Here is a 15,729-nt window from a genome sequence, read left to right as displayed (position 1 = left end):
CTTATGAAACGCAATTACTCAGACTGGTAGCCCCTTTAAATGACACCCATGCCCTTCGGTTTTACAAGGAAATGAAAAACTGGAAGACTATTCTGAAGGTAAAGTTTTACCCACCTTTTGATTATCAGTTAGTAAATAATGGCTCCAAGGTGGTAGTTACTAAAATTATCATTCCTGAATTGTGCAAACAAGCAGATATTGAAGAAGGCGATGTGATTACCCATGTTAATGATGAAACGATAAGTAAGCGGGTAGACTTTATCGGCGAATATCTTTCAGCCTCAAATCCTAATGCTCTGAATTCTCGTTTAAGCCGATACCTGGACAATCTGCTCTTCCCAACCGATAATCTGCATGCCGAACTATTATTGACGCGCGGCCGCAGTACCAGAAAAACCAATGTTGAATGGGTAAGTAAGCAGGACGACTTCAAAAGAGTATCTGCCTATATTAATAACAAGCTGGCCAGAAGTAATCTAGGCATTCAACCCGAATATGCGGCTCCTGGTGTAGTGATCTTCAGGGCTAATCAAACAACCCGCTTTCTTGAAAACCTGCCCGAAGATAAACTGAAAAGTGCGATGGATTCTATTTTTATCCAGGCAGGAAAACAAAAAGGCATCATTCTAGATATGCGAAGCTATCCGGATTGGGGCGGTTTCTATTATCTGATGTACAATACTTTTGGAAAAGACAATAACCTCTATTCAAAATATTATATGTTGGATAAGCAGCACATTGGCATGTATAAACAAATAACAGACATTGTTGAGTATTATCCGCCGACAGCAAAGCCGGGCAAGCGTACTATGAATGCAAAAATTGCAATCCTGGTAGATGGCGAAACCCTGAGTGCTGCAGAGTATTACACCATGTTCTTGCAGCACATGTTTCCTGATGCCATTACCATCGGTAGTCAAAGCGCTGGTGCAGATGGTGATGATAAAGAGATTATTTTACCTGGCGGCTATAAATTTCCGTTTACCGGCAACGCTGTTTTTTATCCAGATGGCACTCAGGCCCAACGCAAAGGCGTTAAGATCGACAAGCTGATTGATCCCAACATATCCGATGTTGCTAAAAATATAGACACTCAATTGAATGAGGCGCTAAAATGGATCAATCAATAGCTGGATCTGGACGGTGATTATAAGAAATTCATTAAATTAGTGGTAATAGAAGTACTGCATGGCAAGTGGGAATATAATCTCAAAAAACGATTTAATAAATACAATTTGTTTAAAAGGTAAAAATCCAATCTTTTTACAATTATATTCATAACTAATGCAAATAGTAAATTTGTATTCTTATCTAAAATGCGAATTTTTTAATAATATAAATCTTGATCTAATTTTAAAGTGCGTGAAAAAATATCTAGATTAGAAGTTTGTAATAATAAATGAAAGTAAATGACTGATTTATCTCAAATAAATAATTCAGAGTACAGCAAGTTCTTGCATCAGGCTATTGATCATATAAAAACTGCACGAACATTAATTGCTAAACAAGTAAACAGCTCGGCAAATTCAGTTTATTGGAACCTGGGAAAGTTACTTTCTGAAAAACAATTAGAGGAAGGTTATGGTAGCAATGTTGTTAAACAGTTGTCTATTGATCTCAAAAGTGAATTTCCTGACATGGGGCTCTCACCACGTAATTTGTGGAATATGAAACGTTTCTATGAACGTTATTATCAAGCAGATATAAAACTGCTACACTCTGTAGCAGTTTTACCATGGGGTCATAACTTATTACTATTAGACAAAGTACAGTCTCTTCCGGCTGTTGCATTTTATGCAAACGAAGTAGCAGAAAAAGGGTGGTCAAGAGATCTTTTGCTCAATGCCATTAAGATGGATATCTACAGCAGTACGGAAAACCAGGTAAAAGCAAATAATTTCAATTCTACTTTACCCCAGATAAGTGCAGAATATGCTAATGAAGTCTTTAAAAGCTCATATAACCTGGGTTTTCTTGGAATTACAGAACCGATTAAAGAATTGGAATTAGAAAAAAGGTTAATTTCAAAAATTGGAACTTTTATTTTAGAATTAGGTAAAGGCTTTTCTTTTATTGGTAATCAGTACCGTTTAGAATACAATAATAAAGAATACTTTGGAGATTTACTTTTCTTTCATAGAGGTTTACAATCATTGGTGGCTGTCGAATTAAAGATTGGAAGTTTCAAAGCAGAATATGTAGGTAAAATGAACCTTTATCTTTCTTTACTTGACAAGTTTGAAAAAGGTGAGAATGAAAATCCATCTATTGGAATCATTCTATGTGCCGATAAAGACCATATAGATGTAGAAATAGCATTACAAGATATCAATAAACCAATTAGTGTAGCGGAATATCAAATGCTATTACCAAAGAATGAACTTGAAACTTTAATATTGAATGAAATTAACGCAAAAGAAACTCAAGACGGACAAAAGCCTGAGGAGACATAAATAAAAAGGATCTGTTATAAAGTCTCACAAAACGATTAGATTGTAAATTGCTGAATGTTTAGTGTGTTTTTATAGCAGCAATTGACTATTACTTATTTAAATATATTTGTTATCATGATTTTTAACTAAAACAATCTTAATTAATTACTAAAAAGTTGATGATACAACCATTAATTGAATATTTTAAAAAATACCTTCCTCTGAATTCTGAGGAGATAAATTTGCTTTCAGAAAGAATAAAATCCAGAAAAATAAAACGCAAACAAATGATCTTGCAAGAGGGCTTCGTTTGTAAACATTATACTTTTATTGAGAAGGGATGCTTTAAAATGTACGGCATTGATGAAAAGGGAACAGAACATAATCTGAGGTTTGCAGCAGAAAACGATTGGGTTGCTGATCTGGGAAGTTTCTATTCGGAAAAACCAAGCAAGTTGTTCATAGAAGCAATTGAACCTTCAATCATTATGCAAATTGAAAAGCGGGACTTGATCTATCTTTTTATGAATTCACCAAAGTTTGACAGAAACTTTCGGGTGATTGTGGAGGAAAAGTTCATTGAACTACAAAACCGTTTGTTACAAAATTTCAGTTCAAACGCGGAGCAACGGTATCTGGAATTCCTTGAACAATATACGGAGCTGGCTTCGAGATTGCCTAACGCCCAAATTGCTTCCTATTTAGGGATTACTCCTGAATTTCTCAGCAAGATCAGAAAAAACATATCAATAAAATAGTACGTATTCTTAAACTATATTAAGACTATTTCTTAAACTTATTTATTGGTTGGGAAGACAATTATAAACCATCTTTGGGTTCTAAAGCAAACCGATATTACAAACTAAAAAAAATAAAATGGGAACAACAAAAGAATTCTTTAATCAATTTTTACAGTTCATTAATACTGCTGACGAGGATCTGGCACAACAGCTAATAAGTCCTATAGCGAAGTTTCACGTACCTTTTCAAGCTGATCCACTACAAGGTCCTAAAGGCTATCTAACGATTATCCTAATGATGCGCAGCGGCTTTCCTGATATTAAGTGGTGTGTTGAAGATATGATCACTGAGAATGACAAAGTAGCAGTTAGATTTACAATGAGGGGAACCCATAATGGAACTTTCTTTGGCGTACCCGCAACCGGAAAGCCTATCATAGTTAACGCAATGAATTTTTACCGTTTGTCAGACGACCAGATTATAGAAGAAATTGGGCAACCAGATATGCTTAGTTTACTGACACAAATCGGAGCTGTACCTGCAAGGTGATTATACATCAAAATAAATTTTATATTAGTAGGATAAATAGCTTTACGAAAGTTATATAAATCACATTGATGCAATGCGTAAATTCGCAACTTAGCTGCCATAATGAGAACCGCCCTAAAAACAATTTTTTGTCTACTTCTATTGACTTCCTGTAAATATAACACGGAACAGGAAGCGCTTTTAAATAAAATAGAGAATTCAAAAAATGAAATATTTAAAGAAAAATTTAAAAATACTATTATTCAATCTTTTACAAAAGATAAGATAGTAGATCTGTCTTCAAATCAGAATACCGAAATTGCCCTATATTTCTATCAAATTTTGGTTAAAAAATATCCCGAACAAGCATATAATGTTTTTTTAGAAAATATCAATAATTTAAAAAAGGTTATAATATCAACAAGTTACGATACACTTCAAGAGATGACTCTTTCGGAAGCAATGTTATATTATGCTACAGTAAAGGACAATGTTTTCTCAAAAAAACAATTGGATATAATTTTAGATAAGATCATTTTAGACTTGGCCAACAAAAAACATTTAAGCGGACACTTGGCTTTATATCTTGAAAAAAACAAGGATAAACCAAATCCTAAATATTATTCGAGACTCAAAACTGAAATTGAAAAAGGTTCACCAGATAATTATTTTAATAATATATCCTTCGTTACATATTTTTCAAATTATAATAATCCCGAAGATATAAAATTAATAACTAAATACTTAGAAAGTTCAATTTATAAGGAGCCAACATATTTCAATTCTGCAATTGAATTTATTAATTACTCACCTAAACCCGAATATTTTAAAGTTCTAGATAACTATTACGATAAGAAGATTGATGGTAAAAAATTTAGGGCTGACGATATCTTTTTTGAGCTAGAATTGTTTACAAAAGCGGTAAGTAAATATAAAAATGAAGAAGGAAAAAAATTATTGAATAAGCTTACTAAAAAAACTTTATATTTTTCGGAGGGCAGCTTTCTTGCATCAAATGAACAAATTTATTTGATTTTGGAGAATGAAGATAAAACAAATTTCTTTTCTGATGAAAAAAGAATTTTATCAAAACAAATCAGCCAGGCAGTAATTGATACAATTCAAAACTTTAATAAAAAATGGAATTAAGAATACGGCAGATAACAATTGTTTTCGATAGTAGGATTAAACTGTAAATCTCAACAGTAGCTCTCCGATAGTACTTTTACAATTGAAGATTTGTGCGTTGATTGCCCCACTATTGCAAAATCCCAATTCGTTAAAAATGGATTTAGAAATCTCAAAAAACGATATTATAGGAATAAACAATTATAATAAACGAGGGTTCTACAATAACATCGCAGAACCTTTTTGTTATATTTGTGGATAACAAAACTATGCTTTTAGATGAGTGACAAAATTATACAAAATAATGACTACAAAGATTGGTCAAAATTTATTTTCAATAAGATAGAGGTCGCTCAGACACAAGCTGCTTTAAAGGTTAATTCCGAAATGCTCACCTTATATTGGGAGATCGGAAATTCAATCATTGAAAAACAACAGGAAAACGGTTGGGGCAGTAAAGTTATAGATCTTTTAGCTGCAGATTTAACACTTAACTTTCCTGATAGCAAAGGGTTTTCGGTGCGTAACCTTAAATATATGAGAAGTTTTGCCGAGGCATATCCCCAGTTTCCAATAGTGCAAGTGCCGCTTGCACAATCTGAAAAACAATTTGTGCAAGTGTCACTTGCACAAATTACCTGGTACCATCACATTAGTCTTCTTACAAAGATAAAGGATGTTACAGAACGAGCATTTTACATTGCAGAAACAGCCAAGAACGATTGGAGTAGAGACGTAATGCTTTTACAAATTCAAAGCAATTTATATACAAGAAGCGGAAAGGCTTTAAATAATTTTGAACAGACATTACCCGAATATCAATCGGATTTAGCAAAGAGTATTTTCAAAGATCCATATAATTTTGATTTTTTGATGCTCGCAAACAAGGTAAAAGAGCTGGAAATAGAAAAGCTTCTGACAAATAAAATAACCGATTTTCTTTTAGAGCTAGGTAAAGGATTTGCTTTTGTAGGAAGACAATATGTCATTGAAGTTGATAACACCGATTACAAAATTGATTTGCTTTTTTATCACACCGTTTTGCATGCGTATGTTGTAATAGAACTAAAAGCGGGGGAGTTCATACCGGAATATGTTTCCAAACTAAATTTCTATATTAGTGCAGTTGATGATAAAATCAAAACACCATTTGATGAGCCAACAGTTGGCTTATTGCTTTGTGCCTCAAAAAGTAATGTGAAAGTAGAATATGCAATGCGGGGATTGAATAAACCTTTGGGAGTTGCTACGTACCAATTGGAGCAGCTGGTAAAAGAAAATATCGATAAATTAAACGAAGATTACAGCGCAGACCAGTAAATATCTTGATCATAAACCATCAAAGACCAATTTCATAATAATATAAGAATCTCAAAGATTAAATAGGTATAATTATTTATTAAGACTAAATGCTGAATGTCTGGAGTATTTATTCAGACGTAGAACTAAAATCAATCAGAAAGTCTCAGAAAACGATAAACTTAAAAGAAAAATTACGTAGTGATAAGTGAAAGTTGGAATATTTTGAAGCCTTTAAAAAATGAATATGAAAATATTGAATTTTTTGAAGATTATTATGAGAGAATTAAATCTAAAATTGAATACTAAAGTATGTGAGCAGTTGCTTGACGCAATGGCTGGTTTAGTTATTCTTAGCCGTAAATTACTAAGTTGACTTTAGAATAAATTATTAAAAAAGTCACCACTGACGCCAAGCGGCGGAACGTTGTAATTGCTATTAGAATCTGAAAAAACGATTGCTTAAATTTAGCGCATATCACTACGAATTTGGGTGGATATGCGCTATTGTATAACATATATAAATAAGTTGTGCGTCATTTTAAATGGAAACGTGTACAAAAACGAAAGAACTAAAAACCTAATAATGAAAAAAACTTCTATATTTATTATTCTTTTTATCTCAATACAGTATTTATCTGCACAAAACATTGTTGATTTTTTCTATTCAATTCCAGCTGAATATTTAGACGATCTAAGCTATATTGAACGAAAAAATCTAGTTTCAAATGGCTCATTGACAAATGATGACATGTACTATTCTTTGAATATTGATAAGAAAAATGGACATTTAAGATTAGAGCAATCATATACAGAAGGACAATCTGGTTATCAAATATTTGAAATTACATATTGGAATATTAAAAACAAAAAATTAATTGCTATTTCTTCTATTGGCGGAAGCAATGGTGGCTTTTCTCAAAATAATTTCAAATTCTTTGAGTATAGAAATAAAATACTTACAGAAGTGAAAACAGGATATTTAAAAAGTTACACAAATAATTTTGACGTATTTATGAATAATCTTGTTGGTGAATTCTGTAAAACGTCTGTTAGTCAAAGTACAAAAGAGGAATTGGTAACATCACAGTTTACAATTGAATTGCCAAAGACCGGGAAAAATATTAATATATCATTTAAAGATAATTATATGTCAGCACCTGATTATTTTGAAAAAAACTATTCAAAGTTTATAAAATTTAAAGAAAAAATCTATGTTTGGAATATTACAAAAGAACAATTTGAATAAATAACGAACGCACAACAATGGTTTTGCGTCAGGCGGGCTGATCAATGGCAGTTTTTCAATTAAATATTAGTAATAGAACCAGCTTTTGTGCATCGATTTCCGACCCGAGCCCAAAGCCCCAAAACGTTATTAATTGCTATTAAAATCTCAAAAAAGATCTTTCATGTGCAAATGCAAATTTTCTAAATAGATTACAATTTATGGTCAATTGAAAGAAAAATTTATGAAAAAGAAATTTACTATCCAGAATTTAATACAATCACTTCTTGTATCAACACTTTGTTTTTTAATATTTTATCTATTTGAATCGAAAAAAGATATAGATTGGGTACTATCGGCAATCATCTTTGTAGTTTTTTTCTTAATCACTTTTTTCTTCAGAAGCTTTTACAGTTATTTTTCAGAAGAGCGTGAAAAGATATTAAAGCGAAAAAAATAATTGATTTAACCACATTCAGCAATGCGATTGCTAGTAAAATCTCAAAAAACGATAAATACTTGTTTGCAATGTTATTTAAGCGAAGTGCTGAATGTTTGGAGTGTTTATGAAGTCATAAATGAATTCAGGTGTTAATCTTAATCAAGATATGTAATTTTTTTTAGCTGTCCATTTTTGTAGCAGTAAAATTCATATTCAGGCTTTTTAGTAATAGTGAATACTTTTTCCAGATGAATCTGGTCATATTGCTTCTTAAGATGATTGTATTTCTGCTTTAGCAGAGCAGAAAGTTCTATCGGTTGTATCGGTCTTTCCACTTCAATTCCATCGTCCCAGGCAAACTCTATGACGAAATCAGTTTTTCTCCATGAAATAACAGTTTCGGTTTCATTATTGCGGCCGATGTTGGAAATAGAAAATTTATCCTGAACAATAATTTTTTCTGCAGTTCCTGTCATTAGTATAATGCCCGCTGACACCATGGCCCCGTAACCAACTTTTCGAAATGTGGTCTCACTTAAATAAGGAAGAATATACTTAACCGTATAAGAAGAAATCACTGTTGCTGCAGCAATCGTTAATCCCAGCCATAAAGCTGTTTTAGAATACAGCCCAATCGTAATATAGATAGTCAGCTTAATGAGATGCAAAAATATTTCATTAGCCGCACGGGTAGCCACAATTTCCTCTTTACTTAATCCGTATTTCAGGTAAAAGCGATTAAAAAGTAAACCTATTGCTCCCGTAATCCCTGAAACAAAGCCGGCACAAAAGCCTATGATAATCAATAGGAATTTCGGATATACTTCCTTATTCTTTTCTATGTCTTTTTTAGACCTGAATAATTCCGGAAGGTTTAAAATCAAGAGAAAGGCAACAATCAGCTGCAGATAATTCGGGTTAACAAACTTAATAAGCCAGGCTCCTAATAATACGGCAGGAATGGAAAATGGAACGAACCATAAAAAGATCTGCCACCTGATATGTTTTCTAAACACTGCTATTCTTGAAGCTGAACTGGTAAAGGTTCCAATGGTCAGTGAAAAAGGGACTACTGAACCTGGAAGAAGAAGGTTCAGTATAGGAATTAGGATCAGACTGGCACCGCCTCCGCAAATGGCACTGATCCAGAAGGCAAAAATGGTTCCCGTAAAAAGGGCAATAATATTGAGGAGCATAAAAATGTTAATTAAAAATTTTTCACAAAGCCAATTCCTGCATTTCCGGTCTGATAATAGGGCATAATCATCGAGTGGGAATTTTTATTTTTCCCCGTTAAAAGGGTATTTATTTTCGGATATAGCCAATAAGAAAGTTCGGTAGACAAAATACCGACTCCTGCACCGGCAACAACATCACCAAGCCAATGCTTATTATTGAGCATTCTGTATATGCCCGTAAAAACAGCGATGGAATATCCGGAAATACCCAATAAGAAGTTAGTATCTTTATATTCCCTGAACATAAACTGTGCAGAGGCAAAAGCGATTGCGGTATGACCGGATGGGAATGATAACTTGTTAGATAGGTCTGGCCTTTCTTCATGCACACTATGTTTTAAAGGAAATGTTATCGCTGTAGTAATTAATAGCGAAGTTCCGTAAATGATACTCCGGTCCTGAAGATTATGTTTTCCCTCAATACCCATCGCATTTAGACCATACACCAGGGCTCCAGGTGCAAATTGCGTATAATTATCCAGCCTGATATGGTCTGGCTGATGCTCACTGATTTCAAACCTGGTAGACTCATTTAAATTTTTCAACCCTTTGATGCTCAGACTTCCCACCCCATAAGAAATGAAGATGGCAGGAACGATCAGCTTTTTATAACTTAATCTATATACAGGATCTTGCAGATTATTTTTCAAAGCAGAGATGGAGTCCTGCAGCTTGTTGGCAGGTAGGCTATCCTGTGCATAGAGATTCTGGATGCCGATAAGGAAGACCAGTAAACTGATGAATAATATTTTCATGGGGTTATGGTTAATATTAAATTTTCTCATTTGGCAAAGCTGTATTTGAAGTAATTTATTTTTGAAATGCAATTATCCGGATGGCTTAGTGCGCTTTCATTTTTCCGGTTTTAAACCTTTGACTGGCTGTCTGGTAAAAGGATATCGTTTCCTTGACAAAATCATCATTTTTATAGTTCACTTCAGACAATGACTGGTCTTTGCCTGATACCGTAAATTGTTTAATTTGCTTTCGGTCGTTAATCTGGGTAAACAGATTATTCTTCAGCATACCCAATGTTCTGTAATTACCGATAAATGCCCTTTCCTGACCTGTACCGATTTGATTAATATCTTTACCATACAGGCTGGTTTTGTAGTTCCAATGTAGATAACCGAATAAAGTAGGCATTAGGTCGATCTGAGAAGCCAGCCGGTTAATTTCTTCTGGTTTCTCTCCCGTGTTGTAGATAATGGCCGGTATGTGGTGTTTGGCTATGTTAATTTCCCACCTTCCGGCACTGCTTGCACAATGGTCAGCCACAATAAGGAAAACTGTATTTTTAAACCAGGCCTTCTGTTTAGCAGCGGCAATGAATTTGCCTAAAGCGTAGTCGGTGTATTTTACTGCAGCGTTTCTGTCTCCTTGCGGCAGGCTGATTCTTCCAGTGGGAAAAGTATAAGGCTTATGATTGGAAGTAGTCATTACAAACTGGAAAAACGGTTTGTTTTCCTTACTGCTTTTATCAGCATATTTTATAGACTGCTTATAAAGATCTTCATCGCAGATTCCCCAGGCATTTTCGAAACTTACTTCACTGTCAGGAATTGCAAATCTTTTGGTCCGGATATCATCCGAGAGCGGGTTTCCCCGGTTACGGTCCACAATATCAAAGCCCTGACCACCGAAGAAATTATTCATATTGTCAAAATACCCGTCTCCGCCGTAGATGAAATATGGTCGGTATCTTTTTTCTTTCAGAACCGTAGCAATAGAGAATAAATTCGCATTATCCGGTCTTCTTACAATGCTGTTGCCGGGTGTTGGCGGTATACATAATGTGAGTGCTTCCATTCCTCTGACGGTACGGGTCCCGGTTGCATACAGGTTAGTAAAGAAAATACTTTCTTTTGACAGCCGGTCATAGTTTGGCGTAAGATTATCTCTGTTGCCAAAAGCAGTAAGAAAGTCCGCGCTAAAGCTTTCGATAGCTATTAAAATAATATTAGATTTCTTTTCATCGCTGCCTTTCGTGAATCTTGAAAGATTATCAAAATTTTGTGAACTATATCGTTGATTGGTCTGCAATAAGTCTTTTTTCACCAATGAAAATGCTTCTTTATCGGAAATTTTAGGATAAAATATATCATAATCAAGTTCATTCGATCTGAACGCAGAAATAAATGAGTATGCACCATTTTTCCCGAGTTCATTAATGACTAGGTTATTGCTAAAATCAGCCTGCTTGTTTTTGAGTAAAATACCAAGAAGGACCGTTACAATTAAAACCGGAAAAAAGTATAAAGATCTTTTTGCAAAGGATATTTTATCTGTAAAAGTTCTATAAAAAACTTTAAACCTGATTAAAGCAAAAAAGGTGAAAACAACTAATCCTAACAGTATAGCTATAATTAATGGTAATGGATAAGACTGATTAATATTTTCTACTACCTCGAAAGTATAAATAAGATAATCAACAGCAATAAAATTGAATCGTACCCCAAATTCATCCCAGAAAGGAATTTCTGCTAACAAACTGAAATAGATGACGATGAAAAGTAGAGAAAAATAAATATAGGTAATGGCCTTATCCAACATAGATCCTATAAACCTCTTGGGTAATAAAAAGAGGTAGATTCCATAGATCGATAGGTATAATAATCCCATTATAGAATCGAAGATGAACCCAGTTAAAAATGCACGCACCATATAAATTAGGTTCAATTCTGCATTTTTAAAAGACCATACCAAAAACAGTGATCTTATGGCCAGGCATAATATAAGATAAAGTGCCAGAATGATAAAAAAGGCTGAGAATCGCCCATTAATAAGTTGATTATATGATTTCCGGATATTTGATTTACTAATCATGTTCTGCTTAATTATAAAGCAAAGAAATGATCCCAATTTTGAATAAATTTAGAATTTACATGGTGACGGTAAAAATATGTCTGTTATTTTCAAACCTGTAATCAATATTCCAGTGGTGAAATACACAGATTTCCTTGATGATTGCCAAACCTAAACCTGTCCCACCTTTTAAAGTATTTCCTGAAAACCTTTTAAACAGCTGCCGATGATCCAATGGCTCATTTCCCGTATTGGATATTTGCAGCAGACCATCCTTTAAGGTTATAGAGATATAACCATATCTTACCGTATATCGGATAGAATTCATCAGTAAATTGGTGATAAGTATTTCTGTTAAATCAGAATTTCCACGAGTAGAGATTCCAGGATGAATATCAGATTGAATCGCGATTTTCTTGTGATGGAAGTGCTCTGCCAGAAGTTCCAGGCTTTGTTCTGTCAGGAGGCTGAGCTGTACATTTTCTGATTTATTAAACTGGCTGTTATCTATTTTTGCCAGTAATAAAAGGTTTTTGTTGATCCTTGAACTGCGTGAAAGTGCGCGGTGTATGTCTTCCGCAATATGATACTGGTCTTTTGTAAGATTTTTATCTTGCAGGAGCAGATCAAGTTTCTGCTTGATGATGGCCAGAGGCGTCTGTAACTCATGCGAAGCATTTTCTGTAAATTCCTTTTGTACCCTGAAGACAGAAATGTTTTGTGCAATAAGCGCATACAAAGACCGGTGCAGTTCTTCAAACTCCAGGATATCTGTTTTTTCAAAAGCCAGATTCTCCTGGTGGTTAAGATTAAAAACCTTTAGTTTTTCTAACGTACTACGGAATGGTTTCCATATGCTTTCTGAAAGCCTTCTGTTGAGTATTAAGAGGCCCATAACTATCATAATAAAGAAAAAAACAGTAGTCAACGCAATCACAGCTACAGTTTCTTCAGTTTCCTCAATATTAGTCTGTATGGTAAAAATAAAAGGACTGTTATTTAAATAAACCATCGTCTGTAATTTTCGGTAACGCTCGATTTCCGGTTCTTGAGCAAAGGGTTTTATTTTCTCAACCGTAGAATAAATGTCACTTTGTAAGGCATCTCCTTTTACTTTTTTAATATCAGTTTCAGGCTGTATACGGTTCCAAAGTGTTATGCTTTTCTCAAGTTCCGTGTCAGTAAGTTTTAAATGATTAAACTCATAAGCTGTTTTCTGTGCGATGGTCTTATTATGTTCATCAAGTTCAGCCTGCCAGATCTGATCAATCACCCAGTAATATACAGGAATGCTGATGACCAGGATAACCAGAACATAAATAAGAAAAGGTTTGGTGGTTTTACTTAATAGTGGTTTCAAAAAATTATAATTAGTGATGAATGTTTAATTGTCAGCAGTTTCTATCCACCTATAACCGGTGCCGTAAGCAGTTTTCAGATAATGCTTGCAGCCGGAATCATAGAGTTTTTTCTTCAGATTTTTTACGTGGGCATAAACAAAGTCATGGCTGTCTAACATATCAGCAAGATCACCTGAAAGATGTTCCGCCAGCGTACTTTTTGATATTACTTTATTCTTATTTCCAATAAAATAAATAAGCAGTTCAAATTCTTTTTTAGTAAGGTTTATCGGCTGATTATGTATAAAAACAGTTTTAGCAAGAAGATCAATATGCAGCTCATCCTGTTTGATGATATTGGAATTATTAAAATGCCTTCTTCGAATAATAGAATAAATCCTAGCCATAAGTTCAGATAAGTGAAATGGCTTGGTTAGGTAATCATCAGCACCCATTTGTAAACCGCTGATCCTGTCTTCCAAAGCATTTTTTGCGGAAACAATGATCACACCCTCCTGTTTTCTTTGTTTTTTAATTTCTTCCAATATCTTTAACCCGTTCCCATCAGGAAGCATAATGTCCAGAACAATACAATCGTATTCATACACGTCAATCTTATCCATTGCCTCTGAAAAGGTAGAAGCGAACTCGCACAGGTATTCCTCACCCGAAAGATATTCTGCAATGCTTGCTGCCAGTTCAATTTCATCTTCGATAATTAGAATCTTCATGATATAAAGGTAAATTATTTAGCTGATTATTAATTCGTGAGATTTAATAATGGAAATACTAACTAAATATAGATTTGATAGCATTGACATCTACCATTTAAGTATCAAAAAAAATTTTAATGAGTTCGAAAAATCTCAAAAAAGGATTTATAAAAAAAACAAGATTTACATATTCAGTAAATAAGAAAATTGGGCATGATTTATTTTGGCAAGTTTTAACATTTTTATTTCAATTAGTATTTAAATAAATTATATATTTGTTAAACAATTAGAATAAAAATTAATAACTATGAAAAAACTATTTTTAGCATTAAGTTGCGCATTGTCTGTATTTTTGACAAATTCTTGTGGCTCGGATAATGAGTTACTTGAGACTCACAATGAATCATTATCAAAAAGTAATTCACAAAATGGAACATCTGCTAAATTCACTCACCTAACTGAGGAAGAGTTGGTGAAAAAATTATCTACTGATCAAGATTTTATTAATTATGGGAATACAATATTTTCACTTTTTGAAAATATGCCACATAAAGATAATTTCCGAATAAACTTTAATAAATCTCAGTTTGAAGAGGAAAAAGAATCATATTTCCTAGAAGTAACTGGGTATTCAGATAATGAGGTATCCACATCGCTTGACAAAATGAATAGTTTATTGGCTATTCTTTATGATAGATATCCTCAGCTACAATATGATGGCTCAAATCAAGAGTTTATTGAAAATGTCATTGAAAAGGCAGACCTTATAGTCGAACAGAATCTCGCTTTGGCTGGAAAAGGGAGTCCTGCTTGCCAAGCTTGTGTAAAGAAATGGAAACCAAGAATGATTGCTGCTACGGTAATCGGAGGCGTAGTTGGAGGTGCATCTGGAGGTTTTTTTGGAGCTTGGGGTGGTGCTGTGATTGGATTTGTAGGAGCCGGATGGGGAGCTGTAGATTGTCTTGAAGCAGCGGGATGCTAAAAAAAGTGTACTAAAATGGAATCATTAAAATTAAAAGGAATCATTATAATAATGATATCATTTTTGGGTGTTATTTTTTTTGGTTTTACTTGGATAAGCCCACATTATAATGATATTGGTAATTATAATTTTTTAAATAATAATTATGGACAGTTTGCTTTTTCAGCTTTTTTAGTAAATTTTATTTATAATTTATTAAAATATATAAAGAAGGAAAACTTATTTATAATATTTATTATTATTTCTTTTACACTTATTGGAATAACATTTTTAACTACAAAAATATTTCTTTGGCCTTTTGCAATTGTTCTTTTAATGTCACTTATCTTTAATTATGTAAGAAAGTGGATGTAATCAAGAATAGGTTTATAAAAAAACTCCTTGTATTTACAAGGAGTTTTTTTATAAATTTAAGTCCACAAAATAAAGTCATTATTTAATAAACAGGAAATGAGGCCTAACTAATAATGTGTACTCTTCCCTAAAAATTGAAGCGTCCAAAATTATAAACTTTGCCAGCAAGAGATTTACTTCAAGTCTCAAAAAACGATTAATACTTCCTAGTAATTCTATGAAATTAGTTTGCTGAATGTTTGGGGTGATATTACTGTTACAATAATAATTAATTATATTAGTTATATGCATTATATAACTAATATATTCTCGAAAAACGATTGGAATGTTTGAATTTTACTTTTTAACTTGTTAGTAGATGAAATTTATATTTTCTTTTTTATTTATATTAATTTTTCTATGCTTTCGTGCGCAGGAAAAAGATTCTGTAGTTAATTCTGAAACTGAGGGTGTTGTAATTTTAAAGGATAAAAAGATAGAATGTCACAAAATTTATGAA

General features: G+C 33.2%; 14 protein-coding genes. 9 read left to right on the top strand and 5 right to left on the bottom strand.

The genetic code is table 11. From position 1 onward, the window contains the following. The 7 genes from H561_RS0119840 to H561_RS0119805 all read left to right on the top strand — a co-directional run. Positions 1-1,130 (top strand): S41 family peptidase (locus tag H561_RS0119840; protein WP_027388493.1); only part of this gene is annotated, 1,130 nt, incomplete at its 5' end. A gap of 279 nt (positions 1,131-1,409) precedes the next feature. Further along, positions 1,410-2,453 (top strand): PDDEXK nuclease domain-containing protein, encoded by a 1,044-nt coding sequence (locus H561_RS0119835; RefSeq protein ID WP_027388562.1) that lies wholly within the window; start codon positions 1,410-1,412, stop codon positions 2,451-2,453. Between the two features lie 158 nt (positions 2,454-2,611). After that, entirely contained in the window at positions 2,612-3,190 is a 579-nt protein-coding gene (locus tag H561_RS0119830; protein ID WP_034762924.1) for a Crp/Fnr family transcriptional regulator, read from the top strand. Positions 3,191-3,308: 118 nt separating this feature from the next. Beyond that, positions 3,309-3,722, top strand: coding sequence for an ester cyclase (locus H561_RS0119825; RefSeq protein ID WP_027388560.1), 414 nt, complete (start codon positions 3,309-3,311; stop codon positions 3,720-3,722). 102 nt (positions 3,723-3,824) lie between these two features. Further along, entirely contained in the window at positions 3,825-4,850 is a 1,026-nt protein-coding gene (locus H561_RS0119820) for a hypothetical protein (RefSeq protein ID WP_162143040.1), read from the top strand. A gap of 258 nt (positions 4,851-5,108) precedes the next feature. After that, positions 5,109-6,149, top strand: a complete 1,041-nt coding sequence (locus H561_RS0119815; RefSeq protein ID WP_027388558.1) for a PDDEXK nuclease domain-containing protein — start codon at positions 5,109-5,111, stop codon at positions 6,147-6,149. A 565-nt stretch (positions 6,150-6,714) separates the two neighbouring features. After that, on the top strand, positions 6,715-7,377 hold the full coding sequence (locus tag H561_RS0119805; RefSeq protein ID WP_155845866.1) for a hypothetical protein: 663 nt from the start codon (positions 6,715-6,717) through the stop codon (positions 7,375-7,377). Positions 7,378-7,953: 576 nt separating this feature from the next. Here H561_RS0119805 and H561_RS0119800 read toward each other — a convergent pair. The 5 genes from H561_RS0119800 to H561_RS0119780 form a co-directional block, all read right to left on the bottom strand. After that, positions 7,954-8,994, bottom strand: coding sequence for a sulfite exporter TauE/SafE family protein (locus H561_RS0119800; protein WP_027388556.1), 1,041 nt, complete (start codon positions 8,992-8,994; stop codon positions 7,954-7,956). A gap of 11 nt (positions 8,995-9,005) precedes the next feature. After that, positions 9,006-9,791, bottom strand: coding sequence for a phosphatase PAP2 family protein (locus tag H561_RS0119795; protein ID WP_027388555.1), 786 nt, complete (start codon positions 9,789-9,791; stop codon positions 9,006-9,008). Positions 9,792-9,876: 85 nt separating this feature from the next. Further along, the gene (locus tag H561_RS0119790) at positions 9,877-11,715 is read right to left on the bottom strand and encodes an LTA synthase family protein (protein WP_228372314.1); all 1,839 of its coding nucleotides are present in this window, start codon (positions 11,713-11,715) and stop codon (positions 9,877-9,879) included. A 202-nt stretch (positions 11,716-11,917) separates the two neighbouring features. Then, the gene (locus H561_RS0119785; protein ID WP_027388553.1) at positions 11,918-13,201 is read right to left on the bottom strand and encodes a sensor histidine kinase; all 1,284 of its coding nucleotides are present in this window, start codon (positions 13,199-13,201) and stop codon (positions 11,918-11,920) included. A 24-nt stretch (positions 13,202-13,225) separates the two neighbouring features. Beyond that, on the bottom strand, positions 13,226-13,912 hold the full coding sequence (locus H561_RS0119780; protein ID WP_027388552.1) for a response regulator transcription factor: 687 nt from the start codon (positions 13,910-13,912) through the stop codon (positions 13,226-13,228). 289 nt (positions 13,913-14,201) lie between these two features. Here H561_RS0119780 and H561_RS0119775 point away from each other — a divergent pair, with 289 nt between their 5' ends. Then, positions 14,202-14,876 carry a hypothetical protein gene (locus H561_RS0119775; RefSeq protein ID WP_027388551.1) on the top strand — a complete coding sequence of 225 codons (675 nt, stop codon included), beginning with the start codon at positions 14,202-14,204 and terminating at the stop codon, positions 14,874-14,876. Between the two features lie 15 nt (positions 14,877-14,891). Continuing rightward, a complete protein-coding gene (locus H561_RS0119770; protein WP_027388550.1) occupies positions 14,892-15,230 on the top strand; it encodes a hypothetical protein in 339 nt (112 codons plus the stop codon). Positions 15,231-15,729: the final 499 nt, after the last annotated feature.

The sequence above is a fragment of the Chryseobacterium gregarium DSM 19109 genome (assembly GCF_000430845.1).
GTDB lineage: Bacteria > Bacteroidota > Bacteroidia > Flavobacteriales > Weeksellaceae > Chryseobacterium > Chryseobacterium gregarium.
This window is presented reverse-complemented; position numbering and strand designations above follow the sequence as displayed.

Coding starts and splice junctions, on each gene's coding strand:
- H561_RS0119800 (WP_027388556.1), bottom strand. CDS start 8,994: ATGCTCCTCAATATTATTGCCCTTTTTACGGGAACCATTTTTGCCTTC.
- H561_RS0119775 (WP_027388551.1), top strand. CDS start 14,202: ATGAAAAAACTATTTTTAGCATTAAGTTGCGCATTGTCTGTATTTTTG.
- H561_RS0119805 (WP_155845866.1), top strand. CDS start 6,715: ATGAAAAAAACTTCTATATTTATTATTCTTTTTATCTCAATACAGTAT.
- H561_RS0119820 (WP_162143040.1), top strand. CDS start 3,825: ATGAGAACCGCCCTAAAAACAATTTTTTGTCTACTTCTATTGACTTCC.
- H561_RS0119835 (WP_027388562.1), top strand. CDS start 1,410: ATGACTGATTTATCTCAAATAAATAATTCAGAGTACAGCAAGTTCTTG.
- H561_RS0119825 (WP_027388560.1), top strand. CDS start 3,309: ATGGGAACAACAAAAGAATTCTTTAATCAATTTTTACAGTTCATTAAT.
- H561_RS0119795 (WP_027388555.1), bottom strand. CDS start 9,791: ATGAAAATATTATTCATCAGTTTACTGGTCTTCCTTATCGGCATCCAG.
- H561_RS0119770 (WP_027388550.1), top strand. CDS start 14,892: ATGGAATCATTAAAATTAAAAGGAATCATTATAATAATGATATCATTT.
- H561_RS0119830 (WP_034762924.1), top strand. CDS start 2,612: ATGATACAACCATTAATTGAATATTTTAAAAAATACCTTCCTCTGAAT.
- H561_RS0119780 (WP_027388552.1), bottom strand. CDS start 13,912: ATGAAGATTCTAATTATCGAAGATGAAATTGAACTGGCAGCAAGCATT.
- H561_RS0119815 (WP_027388558.1), top strand. CDS start 5,109: ATGAGTGACAAAATTATACAAAATAATGACTACAAAGATTGGTCAAAA.